Source organism: Kitasatospora gansuensis (assembly GCF_014203705.1).
GTDB lineage: Bacteria > Actinomycetota > Actinomycetes > Streptomycetales > Streptomycetaceae > Kitasatospora > Kitasatospora gansuensis.
Map to the genome: position 1 here is coordinate 875,636 of NZ_JACHJR010000001.1, position 14,126 is coordinate 889,761.

Sequence of the window (14,126 nt, forward strand, 5' to 3'; positions counted from 1 at the left end):
GCCTGAAGTACACCGATCGCAGGGTGAACCCAAGGGCTCTGACCTGCAAAAGCGACGATTCCCGCCGCCCCTCGGTGACCTCCCGCCGGACACTACCCAACTTGAGGCCGCACGTCAGGAGAAGAACACGAAAAGTCCTGGTCAGCCGAGGTCGACCAGGACTTTTCCGGGCAAATCAACCGGCCTGACGGCCCGTCCGACCGGCCAGTGTGACGCTCCTCACGTGGGGCCGGCTACTTCACCGCCGCCGCGATCTCCTCGACGAAGCGCGCCGAGGCCGCCCGCAGGGCCGCCACCGAGGGGCCGTGCTTGAGGATGTCGCGGCTCACGCTGGGCACCACGTTGCGCACCGAGTCGCCGAACACCCGGGGCAGGTCGGCCGCGGTGGCCCCCTGGGCGCCGACGCCCGGAGCCAGCAGCGGGCCGTTGATGGCGAGGTCCGCACCGGCCTCGGCGAGGGTCGCGCCGACCACCGCGCCGAACGACCCGAGCGGCTCGGCGCCCTTGTTCTCCGCCGCCAGCCGGTTCAGCACGCCCTGCGCCACGCTCACGCCGTCGGCGCCGACCGCGCGCTGCACCTCGTGCCCCTCCGGGTTGGAGGTGAGCGCCAGCGCGAACAGGCCGCAGCCGTTCGCCCGGGCCAGGTCGACGGCCGGCTGCAGCGAGCCGAAGCCCAGGTACGGACTGACCGTCAGGGCGTCCGAGAACAGCGCGCGGTCCGGAGAGAGGAAGGTCTCCGCGTACGCGGCCATGGTGGAGCCGATGTCGCCGCGCTTGGCGTCCATCAGCACCAGCGCCCCGGCCTCCCTGGCCTCGGTGACCGAGCGCTCCAGCACCGCGATGCCCCGGGAGCCGAACCGCTCGAAGAACGCGGCCTGCGGCTTGAGCACCGCGACCTCCCCGGCCAGCGCCTCCACCACGGTGCGGCTGAACGTCTCCAGACCGGCGAGGTCGTCGTTCAGGCCCCAGGCGGTGAGCAGCGAGGCGTGCGGGTCGATGCCGACGCAGAGCCGGCCGCGGGTCTCCAGGGCGGCGTGCAGACGGGCACCGAAGGGAGCGAGGGTCATGGATGGCCTTTCAGCTGACGGGTCGGTGGGCGTACCCCACCGCATCGGTGAAACTCGTGAAGTCCCGGGCCGCCAGCTCGGTGCGCAGCTCGTCGAGGATGCGCAGCGGGGCGGCCGGGTCGTTGAACAGGGTGGTGCCGACGGCGACGCCGGAGGCCCCGGCGAGGGCGAACTCCAGCGCGTCCAGGCCGGTGCGCAGGCCGCCCATCGCGAGGATCGGGACCCGCGGGATGCGTCCGGCCAGCATCTCGGCGTGCACCTGGTGGACGCAGCGGACCGCGATCGGCCGGATCGCCGGGCCCGACACGCCGCCGGTGGTCCCGGCCAGGGCCGGGCGCATGGTGACCGGGTCGATCGCCATGCCGAGGGTGGTGTTGATCATCGAGAGCCCGTCCGCCCCGGCCTGGACGCAGGCGGCGGCGATCTCGGTGATCGAGGTGACGTCGGGCGAGAGCTTGGCGTAGACCGGCAGCTCGGCGTCGGCCACCCGGCGCACCGCCCGCACCACGTCGTAGGAGGTGGCCGGATTGCAGGCGAAGACCAGGCCCCGGTCGGCGACGTTCGGACAGGAGATGTTGAGCTCAAGGCCGATCACCCCGGGCTGCCCGTTGAGCTGCTCGGCGACCTCGGCGAACTCCTCCAGCCGCTCCCCCGCGATCGACACCAGCACCCGGGCGCCGCGCTCGGCCAGCCAGGGCAGTTCGTGCTTGACGAAGTGGGCGATCCCGGCGCCCTGCAGGCCGATCGAGTTGAGCATCCCGGACGGCGTCTCGGCCATCCGGGGCGTGGCCCGGCCCGACCGGGCGTACGGCATGATCGTCTTGGTGGTGACCGAGCCCAGTGCGTCCAGCGGGACGAACTTGGCCAGCTCCCGGCCGTACCCGGCGCAGCCGGAGGCGGTGGTCAGCGGGTTGGGCAGGGTACGGCCGCCGAAGGGCGCGGTCAGGTCGACCTGCTGAGGCTCCATCAGCCCCGCACCCCCATCGCGGCGGCGCCTTCCAGGTCGGCGGGGACGGTCCCGAGGTCCGCCCAGCGCACCTTGGCGCCGTCGAAGACCGGGCCGTCGGTGCAGGAGCGGACGAACCGGCTCACCCCGTCCTCGCCGACCACCGGCAGCACGCAGGTCATGCAGATGCCGACGCCGCAGGCCATCGACTCCTCCACGGCGGTCCAGCAGCGGGTGCCGAGCTCCTCGGCGATGCCGGTCACCGCGCGCAGCATCGGCATCGGGCCGCAGGCGTGTACGACGGTGGCGTCGATCGCCTTGATCGCCTGCGCCAGCGGTTCGGTGACCAGACCGGTCAGCCCGGCCGAGCCGTCCTCGGTGACCACCAGCACGTCCTGGGTGAGGGCCCGGGCGGCCTCCACCCCGAACAGCCGCGCCTCGGTGGCCGCGCCGAGGATGAAGCCGACCTGGCCGCCGCGCCGCTTGATCTCCTCGGCGAGTGGGAAGAGCGGTGCGCTGCCGTAGCCGCCGGCCACCAGCAGCGCGCTGACCGGGCCCTCGGGCAGCGGGAAGGGGGTGCCCAGCGGGGCGATCAGGCTCAGCCGGTCGCCGACCCGGCTGCGCACCAACTCCCGTGTCCCCGGCCCGTGTTCGGCGACCACCAGTTCGATGGTGCCCGCCTCGACATCGGCCCGGTGGATCGAGAAGGCCCGCCGCAGCAGCATCGAGGAGGTGCCACCGCCGACCGCCAGGGTGGCGAAGTGCCCGGGCCTGACCCGGCGAGCCGCCTCGGGCGCCCGCAGCACCAGCCGCCGGTACGCCCCGGCCGGGGCGGACTCGACCACCTCGGCCTCGGTCTGAACTGGATGGGCCATCAGAACTCACCTTTCCGGCAGACTCGCGCTGCACTCTGCCAAACCGGACGGCCCCCTGTCACTTCCTCCGGCACACCCGTCCGGCCTGTCGGTACGACTCCTACGGTCGGACCCACCAGGGGCGCGAGGAACTGCGCGAATCGGAAGACCTCTCCCCGCAGCCAAGCGCCTCCAGCCAGTTGCACGCGCTACGCCTTGGCGCTGCCGACCGCCTCGCTGATCGACGCGAAGCCGCTCGCCCGAAGCCGGGCCGACAGGCCCTTGTGCATCCGCCGCATCCAGAACGGCCCCTCGTAGACGAACGCGCTGTACCCCTGCACCAGGTCGGCCCCGTGCGTGATCCGCTCCCAGGCGTCGTCCGCCGTCTCGATGCCGCCCACGGCGACCAGCACCAGCCGGCCCTCGGTCCGCGCCCGCAGCCGCTGCAGCACCTCCAGCGAGCGGGCCTTGAGCGGGGCGCCCGAAAGACCGCCCATGCCGATCTCCTCGATCCGCGCGGCGGACTCCTTCAGCCCGTCCCGCCCGATCGTGGTGTTGGTGGCGATGATGCCGTCCAGGCCGATCTGGAGCGCCATGTCGGCGATCTCGTCGATGTCCTCGTCGGCCAGGTCGGGGGCGATCTTCACCAGCAGCGGCACGTGGTGCGGGGTGGCCCGGTCGGCTGCCCGGCGGACGTCCACCAGCAACGGTCCGAGCGTGGAGACGGTCTGCAGGTTGCGCAGGCCGGGGGTGTTCGGCGAGCTGACGTTGACCACCAGGTAGTCGGCGTACTCGGCCAGCCGCTCGGTGCTCTTCACGTAGTCCTCGGTGGCGTCGACCTCCTCGACCACCTTGGTCTTGCCGATGTTGACGCCGATCACCGGGGTGGAGCTGGTGTGCGGACGGGCCTTGAGCCGGGCCGCGACCCGGGCCGAGCCCTGGTTGTTGAAGCCCATCCGGTTGATCAGCGCCCGGTCCTCGACCAGCCGGAACAGCCGCGGCGCCGGGTTGCCCGGCTGCGGCTCACCGGTGACGGTGCCGATCTCGACGAAGTCGAAGCCGAGCATCGACAGGCCGTCGATGCCGATCCCGTTCTTGTCGAAGCCCGCGCCGAGGCCGAACGGGCCCGGCAGGTCGAGCCCGAGCGCGGCGGTGCGCAGCGCCGGGTCCCGGGGGGCCAGCACCGCCTTCACCAGCTGGCGCAGACCGGGCACCGAGGCGGCCAGCCTGATCCAGAAGAAAGCGAGGTGGTGGGCCTTCTCCGGGTCCATCTTCTTGAAGACCAGGTCGAACAGGAGCTTGTACAAGGCTGAGCCTTCCTCAACTGGCATGGAAGTGGGGGGCACCGGCCTGCGGTGCCCCCCACCAGAGTCCTGCTACTTACGACCCGCGTTGATCAGCGCCGCGTGCTCCTGGAGCGACATCACCCCGATGTCGCCGCGCACCAGCGCCGCGCTGCCCTGGACGGCCGCACCCATCGCCTGAACGGTCGTCAGGCACGGCACGCCGCGCGACACCGCCGCGGTACGGATCTCGTAGCCGTCGAGCCGGCCACCCGTCCCGTACGGGGTGTTGATGATCAGGTCGACCTCGCCGTCGTGGATCAGCTGCACGATGGTCCGCTCGCCGTCCGGGCCCGGACCCTCGCTGTGCTTGCGCACCACGGTGGACGGGATGCCGCCGCGCTGCAGCACCTCGGCGGTGCCGGAGGTGGCGAGCACCTCGAAGCCCATCTCGACGAACGCCCGGGCCGGGAAGACCAGGTTGCGCTTGTCGCGGTTGGCGACCGAGACGAAGACCTTGCCGGAGGTCGGCAGCGCGCCGTACGCGCCGGCCTGCGCCTTGGCGTACGCGGTGCCGAACACCTTGTCGATGCCCATCACCTCGCCGGTGGAGCGCATCTCCGGGCCGAGCACGGTGTCCACGCCCCGGCCGTGGATGTCGCGGAAGCGGCTCCACGGCATCACGGCCTCCTTGACCGAGATCGGGCAGTCGGCGGGCAGTGTGCCGCCGTCGCCCTCGGCCGGGAGCAGGCCCTCCTTGCGCAGCTCGGCGATGGTGGCGCCGAGCGAGATCCGGGCGGCGGCCTTGGCCAGCGGCACGGCGGTCGCCTTGGAGGTGAACGGCACGGTGCGCGAGGCACGCGGGTTGGCCTCCAGCACGTAGAGGATGTCGCCGGCCAGCGCGAACTGGATGTTGATCAGGCCGCGCACCCCGACGCCCTTGGCGATCGCCTCGGTGGAGACCCGCAGCCGCTTGATGTCGTAGCCGCCGAGGGTGATCGGGGGCAGCGCACAGGCCGAGTCGCCGGAGTGGATGCCGGCCTCCTCGATGTGCTCCATCACGCCGCCGAGGTAGAGCTCCTCGCCGTCGTAGAGCGCGTCCACGTCGATCTCGACCGCGTCGTCCAGGAAGCGGTCGATCAGCACCGGGTGCTCGGAGATCAGACCCGCGTGCCGCTCCAGGTAGGAGGCGAGTGACGGCTCGTCATAGACGATCTCCATGCCACGGCCGCCGAGCACGTACGACGGGCGGGCCAGCACCGGGTAGCCGATCTCGTCCGCGATCGCCTTGGCGTCCTCGAACGAGAAGGCGGTGCCGTGCTTGGGCGCGGGCAGGCCCGCGTCGCGCAGCACCCGGCCGAACGCGCCGCGCTCCTCGGCCAGGTCGATCGCCTCGGGCTGGGTGCCGACGATCGGCACGCCGTTGTCCTTGAGCGCCTGGGCCAGGCCGAGCGGGGTCTGGCCGCCGAGCTGGACGATGACACCGGCCAGCGGACCGGCCAGCGTCTCCGCGTGCACGATCTCCAGCACGTCCTCCAGGGTGAGCGGCTCGAAGTAGAGCCGGTCGGAGGTGTCGTAGTCGGTGGAGACCGTCTCCGGGTTGCAGTTGACCATCACGGTCTCGTACCCGGCCTCGCTGAGCGCGAAGGAGGCGTGCACGCAGGAGTAGTCGAACTCGATGCCCTGGCCGATCCGGTTCGGGCCGGAGCCCAGGATGATCACGGCGGGCTTGGTGCGGGAGGCGACCTCGCTCTCCTCGTCGTAGGACGAGTAGAAGTACGGGGTCTTGGCGGCGAACTCGGCGGCGCAGGTGTCCACGGTCTTGAAGACCGGACGGATGCCCAGCGCGTGCCGCACCTCGCGGACCACGTCGGCCTTCAGGCCGCGGATCTCACCGATCTGCTGGTCGGAGAAACCGTGCCGCTTGGCGTGCCGCAGCAGCTCCGGGTCGAGGCGCTCGGCCTCGGCCAGCTCGACGGCGATCTCGTCGATCAGGAACAGCTGGTCGACGAACCACGGGTCGATCTTCGTGGCGTCGAAGACCTCCTGCTGGGTGGCACCGGCCCGGATCGCGTCCATCACGGTGTTGATCCGGCCGTCGGTCGGGACCTGAGCCTTGGTCAGCAGCTCGTCCTTGTCGCCGAGCTCGCCGATCCAGGAGAACTGCGAGCCCTTCTTCTCCAGCGAGCGCAGCGCCTTGTTCAGCGCCTCGGGGAAGTTCCGGCCCATCGCCATCGCCTCGCCGACCGACTTCATGGTGGTCGTGAGGGTGGCGTCCGCCGAAGGGAACTTCTCGAACGCGAACCGGGGCACCTTGACCACGACGTAGTCGAGCGAGGGCTCGAACGAGGCCGGGGTCTTCTCGGTGATGTCGTTCGGGATCTCGTCCAGCGTGTAGCCGACCGCCAGCTTGGCCGCGATCTTGGCGATCGGGAAGCCGGTGGCCTTGGAGGCCAGCGCGGAGGAGCGGGAGACCCGGGGGTTCATCTCGATCACGATGATCCGGCCGTCCACCGGGTTGATCGCGAACTGGATGTTGCAGCCGCCGGTGTCGACGCCGACCTCGCGGATGATCGCGATGCCGATGTCACGGAGCGTCTGGTACTCACGGTCCGTCAGGGTCATCGCCGGGGCGACGGTGATCGAGTCACCGGTGTGCACGCCCATCGGGTCGAAGTTCTCGATCGAGCAGACCACCACGACGTTGTCGTTCTTGTCGCGCATCAGCTCGAGCTCGTACTCCTTCCAGCCGAGGATGGACTCCTCCAGGAGCACCTCGGTGGTCGGCGACAGGGCCAGGCCCTGGCCGGCGATCCGGCGCAGCTCGCCCTCGTCGTGCGCGAAGCCGGAACCGGCGCCGCCCATGGTGAAGGAGGGGCGGACCACGACCGGGTAGCCGCCGAGCGTCTCCACGCCGTTGATGATGTCGTCCATCGAGTGGCAGATCACCGAACGGGCCGACTCGCCGTGGCCGATCTTGGCGTTGACCGCCTCGACCACGCCCTTGAACAGCTGGCGGTCCTCGCCCTTGTGGATCGCCTCGACGTTGGCGCCGATCAGCTCGACGCCGTACTTGGCGAGCACGCCGTTCTCGTGCAGCGAGATCGCGGTGTTCAGCGCGGTCTGCCCACCGAGGGTCGGCAGGAGCACGTCGGGGCGCTCCTTGGCGATGATCTTCTCGACGAACTCGGGGGTGATCGGCTCGACGTAGGTCGCGTCGGCGATCTCCGGGTCGGTCATGATGGTGGCCGGGTTGGAGTTCACCAGCACGACCCGCAGGCCCTCGGCCCGCAGAACGCGGCAGGCCTGGGTGCCGGAGTAGTCGAACTCCGCCGCCTGGCCGATGACGATCGGGCCGGAGCCGATCACCAGGACGGACTTGATGTCAGTGCGCTTCGGCACGGTCAGCTCCCTGCGGTGGTGCGGGCCGGGGCGCCGGCCATCAGGTCGACAAAGCGATCGAACAGGTAGGCGGCGTCGTGCGGACCGGCCGCCGCCTCCGGGTGGTACTGGACCGAGAACGCGGGGGTGTCCAGGCACTGCAGGCCCTCGACCACGTCGTCGTTCAGGCAGACGTGGGAGACCTCGGCGCGGCCGAACGGGGTGTCACTCACCTTGTCCAGCGGCGCCTCCACGGCGAAGCCGTGGTTGTGCGCGGTGACCTCGACCTTGCCGGTGGTGCGGTCCTGCACCGGCTGGTTGATGCCGCGGTGGCCGTACTTGAGCTTGTAGGTGCCGAAGCCCAGCGCGCGGCCGAGGATCTGGTTGCCGAAGCAGATGCCGAAGAACGGCGTCTTCTTCGCCAGCACCTCACGGGCGACCGACACCTGGTGGTCGGCGGTGGCCGGGTCACCGGGACCGTTCGAGAAGAACACCCCGTCCGGGTTCACCGAGTAGAGCTCCTCGACCGTGGAGTTGGCCGGGAAGACGTGCACCTCGATGCCGCGCTCAGCCATCCGGTGCGGGGTCATGCCCTTGATGCCCAGGTCCAGCGCGGCGACGGTGTACTTCGCAGTACCGATGGGCAGGGCTTCGCCGCCAGGGCCGATCGCCGGGACGACGTAGGTCTCCTTGGTGGCGACCTCGGCGCACAGGTCGGCGCCCTTCATCTCGGGCGCCTGGTTGACCCGGGCCAGCAGCTCGGCCTCGTCCGCCAGCGCGGGGCCGGAGAAGATGCCGACCCGCATCGCCCCGCGCTCGCGCAGGTGCCGGGTGAGCGCCCGGGTGTCGATGCCGCTGATGCCGACGACGCCCTGGTTGACCAGCTCCTCGTCCAGCGAGCGCTCCGAGCGCCAGTTCGACGCCACCCGGGCGGGGTCGCGCACGACGTACCCGGCCACCCAGATCTGCTTCGACTCGTCGTCCTCGTCGTTCCAGCCCGTGTTGCCGATCTGAGGCGCCGTCATGACGACCACCTGACGGTGGTACGAGGGGTCGGTCAGGGTCTCCTGGTAGCCGGACATGCCGGTGTTGAAGACCGCCTCGCCGAAGGTCTCGCCGACCGCGCCGTAGGCCTGCCCACGGAAGGTGCGGCCGTCCTCCAGGACGAGCACGGCGGGCACTCGCTCCCGCCTGTGGCGCTTGGTGGTGGGGGCAGGTGCGGTCATGAGATGGCCTCTTCCGTCTTCTTCGTCTTCGTCGTACGTCGTGTCACCAGAGCTTCGACCGCCTCGACCCAGGCGGTGTGCTGCTCGGCGTGGTCGGCCCGGAAGCCGGAGTCCAGCGCGGTGCCTTCGTTCGTCCAGGTGATGACCAGCAGCCCGCCGGGGACGACCTTGCCCGCGATCCCGGAGTCGGTCCGGGCCGCCGTCAGGCTCCCGGCCGGGATCCAGAAGTCCACGTCACCGGGGCGACGGACCAGCAGGCCCCGCTCGGTCAGGGTCAGTTCGGCCAGGCTGCGGGTCCCCAGGCCGTGCGCGACGACCCGGTCCAGCCAGTTCCCGGCGGTGGTGGAGCCGTGGTAGCGCCCGGTGGTCTCCAGCAGCGCGGCGCCCGGGTCTGCGGGCAGCTCCGGCAGCGGCGGCAGGTCGGACTGCAGGGTGCGGCGCCAGTTCCAGCCCTGCCGCATCAGCCAGTAGACGAGCCCGACCAGGATGGCCAGCCCGACCATCCACCCGATGTAGCTGGACCAGTCGGTGACCTGGGCCTTCTCCTGCGCGATCACTTCGCCCCGCCCAGCTCGGCGAGCTCGCCCGCCAGCACGGTGGCCTCGCCGCGCAGGAAGGTGGCGTGCACCCTCCCGGGCAGCTCGAGGCCCTTGAACGGGGTGTTACGGCTACGGGTGGCGAAGGTGTCGGCAGTCACGGTCCCACGGTAGCCGGGATCGAAGAGCACCAGGTTGGCAGGCTCGCCGACCGAGACGGGACGCCCCTGGCCGGTCAGCCGGCCGATCCGGGCCGGGCGGTGCGACATCCGGTCCGCGACGCCCTCCCAGTTCAGCAGGCCGGTCTCGACCATGCTCTGCTGCACCACCGAGAGCGCGGTCTCCAGACCGACCATGCCCATCGCGGCGACCGCCCAGGCGCAGTCCTTGTCGGCGTCCGGGTGCGGCGCGTGGTCGGTGGCCACCGCGTCGATGGTGCCGTCGGCCAGCGCGGCGCGCAGCGCGTGCACGTCGGCCTCGGTGCGCAGCGGCGGGTTGACCTTGAAGACGGCGTCCTCGGTGCGCACCAGCTCGTCGGTGAGCAGCAGGTGGTGCGGCGTCACCTCGGCGGTGACGTCCCAGCCCTGGGCCTTGGCCCAGCGGACGATCTCCACCGAGCCCTTGGTCGACAGGTGGCAGACGTGCAGCCGGGCCCCGAGGTGCGAGGCGAGCAGCACGTCCCGGGCGATGATCGCCTCCTCCGCCACCGCGGGCCAGCCGGGCAGGCCGAGCTCGGCGGAGACGGTGCCCTCGTTCATCTGGGCGCCCTCGGTCAGCCGGGGCTCCTGGGCGTGCTGGGCCACCACGCCGTCGACGGTCTTCACGTACTCCAGCGCGGCGCGCATCAGCGCCGCGTCGTCCACGCACTTGCCGTCGTCCGAGAAGACCTTCACGCCGGCCGCCGAGCGGTGCATGCCGTCCAGCTCGGCCAGCTCCTTGCCCTCCAGGCCGACCGTGACGGCACCGACCGGGTGCACGTCGCAGTAGCCGGAGTCCTTGCCGAGCTGGTGGACCAGCTCGACCACGGCGGGGTTGTCGGCGGTCGGGGTGGTGTTGGCCATCGCGTGCACGGCGGTGTAGCCGCCCTTGGCGGCGGCCTGAGTGCCCGTCAGGACGGTCTCGGCGTCCTCCTTGCCGGGCTGGCGCAGGTGGGTGTGCAGGTCCACCAGGCCGGGCAGCACGATCAGGCCGCGGGCGTCGATGTCGACGTCGGCCTCGACGGTCAGGCCGGTGCCGATGTCGGCGATCACGCCGTCGGCGAGGTACAGGTCCTGCGGGGTGCCGCCGAGGATCTGGGCGTTGCGGATCAGATAGCTGGTCACAGCTGTACTCCGGGGGTCGGTGCGAGGGTACGGGGCAGCACGGACGGGCGCTCGGTGGCGCCGACGCCCGCTACTCCCCGGAGCGCTGGGTGGCGAGGGCCTGCGAGGACCGGGCCGCGTAGTCGCGGTCCCCGACCAGGACGGCGTCCCGGCCGTCCACGTCGGAGAGCTGCACCTGGACCGCCTCGCGCAGCGAGGTCGGCAGGTTCTTGCCCACGTAGTCGGCCCGGATCGGCAGTTCGCGGTGGCCGCGGTCGACCAGCACGGCCAGCTGCACGGCGCGCGGGCGGCCGATGTCGCTGAGCGCGTCGAGCGCGGCCCGGATGGTGCGGCCGGAGAACAGCACGTCGTCGACCAGGATCACCAGCTTGCCCTCGATCCCGCCGGGCGGGATCTCGGTGTGTTCGGCCGCGCGGGCCGGCTTCAGCTGGAGGTCGTCCCGGTACATCGTGATGTCCAGGGTGCCGAGGGGTATGTCGCGACCGGTGATCTGCGCCAGCTTGGCGTGCAGACGGCGGGCGAGGTGCACTCCACGGGTGTGGATGCCGAGCAGCACGACGTCCTCCGCGCCCTTGGCGCGCTCGACGATCTCGTGTGCGATCCGGGTGATCACCCGGGCCACGTCGGTGGCGTCCAGCACCTGGTGCGGTGGACGCGCGGTATCGATGCGTGTGGTCATGCCGAAGCCGACCTCCTTCCCCGCCTCACTGGACGGGCTTTAAAGGATGTCTGTGGACGGCGCCCGGTCGCGCCGGAAGCCACCGTCATCCTAACAGCGCGATCACCGCCGCTCGCCGCCCCGACCTGCGGGTGTCGTTCGCACGACTGCCCCATTCGGCTTGACGCAACTACTCACTCTACGTAACCTCACAGTGAGTTACGAGACGGCCGCCGAACCCATCGGTAACGCGGGCGGAAACCGCGGCTGAACCACTCGCTGCTCGTGACGCACACTCAACGCGAAGCAATCTCGTCCGGGGAGACCAATGTCCAGCGACTACGCGAAGCAGCTCGGGGCCAAGCTCCGGGCGATCCGCACTCAGCAGGGGCTCTCCCTGCACGGCGTCGAGGAGAAGTCCCAGGGGCGCTGGAAGGCCGTGGTGGTCGGCTCGTACGAGCGTGGGGACCGCGCGGTCACGGTGCAGCGCCTCGCCGAGCTGGCCGAGTTCTACGGCGTGCCGGTGCAGGAGCTGCTGCCCGGCGGTACGCCCGGTGGTGCGGCCGAGCCGCCGCCGCGCCTGGTGCTCGACCTGGAGAGACTGACCCAGGTGCCGTCCGAGAAGGCCGGTCCGCTCCAGCGTTACGCCGCCACCATCCAGAGCCAGCGCGGGGACTACAACGGCAAGGTGCTGTCGATCCGTCAGGACGACCTGCGCACCCTGGCCGTGATCTACGACCAGTCCCCCTCGATCCTCACCGAGCAGCTGATCAGCTGGGGCGTGCTGAACCCGGACGCGCGCCGCGCGGTGCGGGACGAGGACGCCGGCTGACCTGACGCCGGATGCAGAAACGTCACGGCGGGGCGGGAGACCGAGGTCACCCACCCCGCCGTCGGCCGTTCCCCATCAGCAGACCGAGCCGAGGCTGAACCCCGGCTCCGCCCGAACCCCCTCCAGCTGCGCCGTGGCCGGCCGGTACCCCGTCCCGCCGCTCTGCCACGCCCAGGACACCTGCCGGTACTCGCCGCAGGCCCCCGCCGAACCCTGCGTCCCGTGCAGCAGTGCCGCCCCCGGCAGCTCGCGGTAGAGCCCGGCACAGAGCACCGCGACCACCAGGTCCAGGTCCTCGTCGTTGATCCGCACCACCCCGTCCTCCCAGTGCAGGATCCTGGCCTCGGCGGTCAGCCTGCCCCCGGGGCCCTCCACCGCACAGCGGAACTGGTACGTCCCCGCCCCGGCCCCCACCAGCATCCGCCGGAACAGCTCCGCCGCCGACTGGTACGCCCGCTTCACCGCCGGATCGGTCTCCTCGTCCGGCTCGAACAGCCCGCCGTCCACCAGCAGATCCGCGTGGCGCAGCGTCAGACCGCTCTCCCTGGCCCGGATCAGACGCGGAATGAAGTCACCCGTCAGCTCCTCCCCCTGGTACGGCAGCAGCTGGGTCTGCAACGGCGGGTTGACCAGGTACCGGTCCCGCGACCCCGGCTCCGCCGGGTCGAGCCCGTGCAGCAGGCAGAAGTCCGCGAAGTCCTCCGGGTGGAACATCCGCGCCTGCACCAGCCCGAAGGTCCGCCGCGCCTCGTCCAGCAGCACCGCGGTGTCCAACAGGTAGCTGTCGTAGTCGGCCGCCTCCGCCAACTGCCACTCCCGCGCCCGCTCGAAGTCGGCCCGACTGGTCAGGATGCCCGTCACGAACGCCTGCCCCTCCAGCCGGGCCGGACGCCCGGCGGCGGTGCAGCGGGAGGAACGGGGGGTGCGACCGTTGCGGCTCATCGGAGGCTCCTGGGGGTGGAGGGGGTGCTTGCCCCTCTACCTCCCCGCCCACCGGGGTCGCACACGCACCAGGTGTCACAGCTCTGTAACTGACGGTGAGATTCGGGCAACGGTGCCATCACCGTTCTGACTCGATCCGCCGACGGACCGGTCCCGGATCCGCACCGCAGCCGCACGATGAGGACAACGGCTCACGGGGGTGGCGGGATGGAACTACGGACCATGATCCGGAGGGTGACCGCCGGGGTCGCCGTGGTGGGCGCGCCGGCCGTCGGGCTGTTCTGGTGGGCGCTGCTGTCCCTCCCCGGGGACGCCGACCCACCGGACGTCACGGCGATGGCGAACGCACCGGCGACCCGCGCCGCCGACCGGTCGGCCACGGAGCTGACGGACAGCCAACTCGGCCTCCTGCACGCACGGACGCCCTGGGCCGAGCAGCTCGGCACCTCCGCCGCCGACGTGTGCTTCTCCCGATCCCGGTCGGGGTCGTTCGGCAGCGGCGGGGCACGCTGGGACCCGGTGTCCTGCCGCCGGGCCGGCACCACCTACCTCGCCTTCGACGGTGAGATCCGGCAGCGCCTGGACGAACTCGACCGCACGGTGGCGGCCCTGGGCTGGTTACCCGACGGCGGCACGTGGTTGACCGATGCGGACCGGCACCTGCAAGCACCGGACAGCCCGGTCCACCCGACCGCCACGGAGTCGGCCCACCCCCGGCAGGTACCGGTCCGGCTCCACCTGTCCTACACCCGTCAGCACGTCGGCCCCCTCACCCTGAGCATCGACGTCCTGGAGGTTCCGGCCGTCCCGGCAGCCGCAGGCAGTTGGGGCAGCTGGGTCGACGCCCGCTCCCCGGGCGGCATGCCGTACCGGAACGACACTTCCGCCCGGGCCGTCTACTTCACCTGGCGGCCCGTCGACTCGACCGCCCTGCTCGGGTCGACGGCGCACCGCTACGTCGCCGCCTTCAGCTTCGACGCCGAGTACTACGTCGAGCCGTCTGCCCACTCCTCCGCACCTTCGGCTCCACCGGCAGGTGCACCGGCGTGCCGCAGCGGGAGCGGGCGCTGCAACTAGCC

12 protein-coding genes are annotated in these 14,126 nt (G+C 71.4%); 2 read left to right on the forward strand and 10 right to left on the reverse strand.

The annotated features are described in order from the left end of the window. Window positions 1–233: 233 nt before the first annotated feature. From pyrF to pyrR, 9 genes are all read right to left on the reverse strand, one after another. On the reverse strand, window positions 234–1,067 hold the full coding sequence (gene pyrF / locus F4556_RS04020) for an orotidine-5'-phosphate decarboxylase (RefSeq protein ID WP_184911661.1): 834 nt from the start codon (window positions 1,065–1,067) through the stop codon (window positions 234–236). Between the two features lie 10 nt (window positions 1,068–1,077). Beyond that, window positions 1,078–2,034 (reverse strand): dihydroorotate dehydrogenase, encoded by a 957-nt coding sequence (locus tag F4556_RS04025; RefSeq protein WP_184911663.1) that lies wholly within the window; start codon window positions 2,032–2,034, stop codon window positions 1,078–1,080. Continuing rightward, complete coding sequence (locus F4556_RS04030; protein WP_184911664.1) at window positions 2,034–2,888, reverse strand: dihydroorotate dehydrogenase electron transfer subunit; 855 nt, start codon at window positions 2,886–2,888, stop codon at window positions 2,034–2,036. Before F4556_RS04030 ends, F4556_RS04025 begins: the two co-directional genes overlap by 1 nt. A gap of 188 nt (window positions 2,889–3,076) precedes the next feature. Then, complete coding sequence (locus F4556_RS04035) at window positions 3,077–4,174, reverse strand: quinone-dependent dihydroorotate dehydrogenase (RefSeq protein WP_184911665.1); 1,098 nt, start codon at window positions 4,172–4,174, stop codon at window positions 3,077–3,079. A 69-nt stretch (window positions 4,175–4,243) separates the two neighbouring features. Further along, window positions 4,244–7,552 (reverse strand): carbamoyl-phosphate synthase large subunit, encoded by a 3,309-nt coding sequence (gene carB / locus F4556_RS04040; RefSeq protein ID WP_184911667.1) that lies wholly within the window; start codon window positions 7,550–7,552, stop codon window positions 4,244–4,246. A gap of 2 nt (window positions 7,553–7,554) precedes the next feature. Beyond that, window positions 7,555–8,757, reverse strand: coding sequence for a glutamine-hydrolyzing carbamoyl-phosphate synthase small subunit (carA, locus tag F4556_RS04045; RefSeq protein ID WP_184911669.1), 1,203 nt, complete (start codon window positions 8,755–8,757; stop codon window positions 7,555–7,557). After that, the gene (locus tag F4556_RS04050; RefSeq protein WP_221503899.1) at window positions 8,754–9,260 is read right to left on the reverse strand and encodes a PH-like domain-containing protein; all 507 of its coding nucleotides are present in this window, start codon (window positions 9,258–9,260) and stop codon (window positions 8,754–8,756) included. The genes carA and F4556_RS04050 overlap by 4 nt, the downstream gene beginning before the upstream one ends. 50 nt (window positions 9,261–9,310) lie before the next feature. Continuing rightward, window positions 9,311–10,615 carry a dihydroorotase gene (locus tag F4556_RS04055; RefSeq protein ID WP_184911672.1) on the reverse strand — a complete coding sequence of 435 codons (1,305 nt, stop codon included), beginning with the start codon at window positions 10,613–10,615 and terminating at the stop codon, window positions 9,311–9,313. Window positions 10,616–10,685: 70 nt separating this feature from the next. Then, window positions 10,686–11,294, reverse strand: a complete 609-nt coding sequence (gene pyrR, locus F4556_RS04060) for a bifunctional pyr operon transcriptional regulator/uracil phosphoribosyltransferase PyrR (RefSeq protein ID WP_184911674.1) — start codon at window positions 11,292–11,294, stop codon at window positions 10,686–10,688. Window positions 11,295–11,601: 307 nt separating this feature from the next. On the opposite strand from pyrR, the gene bldD reads away from it, so the two are divergent. After that, the gene (bldD, locus tag F4556_RS04065; RefSeq protein ID WP_057228131.1) at window positions 11,602–12,105 is read left to right on the forward strand and encodes a transcriptional regulator BldD; all 504 of its coding nucleotides are present in this window, start codon (window positions 11,602–11,604) and stop codon (window positions 12,103–12,105) included. Window positions 12,106–12,180: 75 nt separating this feature from the next. Here the strand turns inward: bldD and F4556_RS04070 are convergent, their stop codons facing one another. Further along, window positions 12,181–13,047, reverse strand: a complete 867-nt coding sequence (locus F4556_RS04070) for a DUF8829 domain-containing protein (protein ID WP_184911675.1) — start codon at window positions 13,045–13,047, stop codon at window positions 12,181–12,183. 222 nt (window positions 13,048–13,269) lie between these two features. Between F4556_RS04070 and F4556_RS04075 the strand changes: the two genes are divergently transcribed. Beyond that, on the forward strand, window positions 13,270–14,124 hold the full coding sequence (locus F4556_RS04075) for a hypothetical protein (protein ID WP_184911677.1): 855 nt from the start codon (window positions 13,270–13,272) through the stop codon (window positions 14,122–14,124). Window positions 14,125–14,126 lie beyond the last annotated feature (2 nt).

What these genes read in the sequence shown, in the direction of transcription:
- F4556_RS04050 (WP_221503899.1), bottom strand. Translation starts at nt 9,260, where the DNA reads ATGGTCGGGCTGGCCATCCTGGTCGGGCTCGTCTACTGGCTGATGCGG.
- carA (WP_184911669.1), bottom strand. Translation starts at nt 8,757, where the DNA reads ATGACCGCACCTGCCCCCACCACCAAGCGCCACAGGCGGGAGCGAGTG.
- pyrF (WP_184911661.1), bottom strand. Translation starts at nt 1,067, where the DNA reads ATGACCCTCGCTCCCTTCGGTGCCCGTCTGCACGCCGCCCTGGAGACC.
- bldD (WP_057228131.1), top strand. Translation starts at nt 11,602, where the DNA reads ATGTCCAGCGACTACGCGAAGCAGCTCGGGGCCAAGCTCCGGGCGATC.
- F4556_RS04070 (WP_184911675.1), bottom strand. Translation starts at nt 13,047, where the DNA reads ATGAGCCGCAACGGTCGCACCCCCCGTTCCTCCCGCTGCACCGCCGCC.
- pyrR (WP_184911674.1), bottom strand. Translation starts at nt 11,294, where the DNA reads ATGACCACACGCATCGATACCGCGCGTCCACCGCACCAGGTGCTGGAC.
- F4556_RS04025 (WP_184911663.1), bottom strand. Translation starts at nt 2,034, where the DNA reads ATGGAGCCTCAGCAGGTCGACCTGACCGCGCCCTTCGGCGGCCGTACC.
- F4556_RS04075 (WP_184911677.1), top strand. Translation starts at nt 13,270, where the DNA reads ATGATCCGGAGGGTGACCGCCGGGGTCGCCGTGGTGGGCGCGCCGGCC.
- F4556_RS04030 (WP_184911664.1), bottom strand. Translation starts at nt 2,888, where the DNA reads ATGGCCCATCCAGTTCAGACCGAGGCCGAGGTGGTCGAGTCCGCCCCG.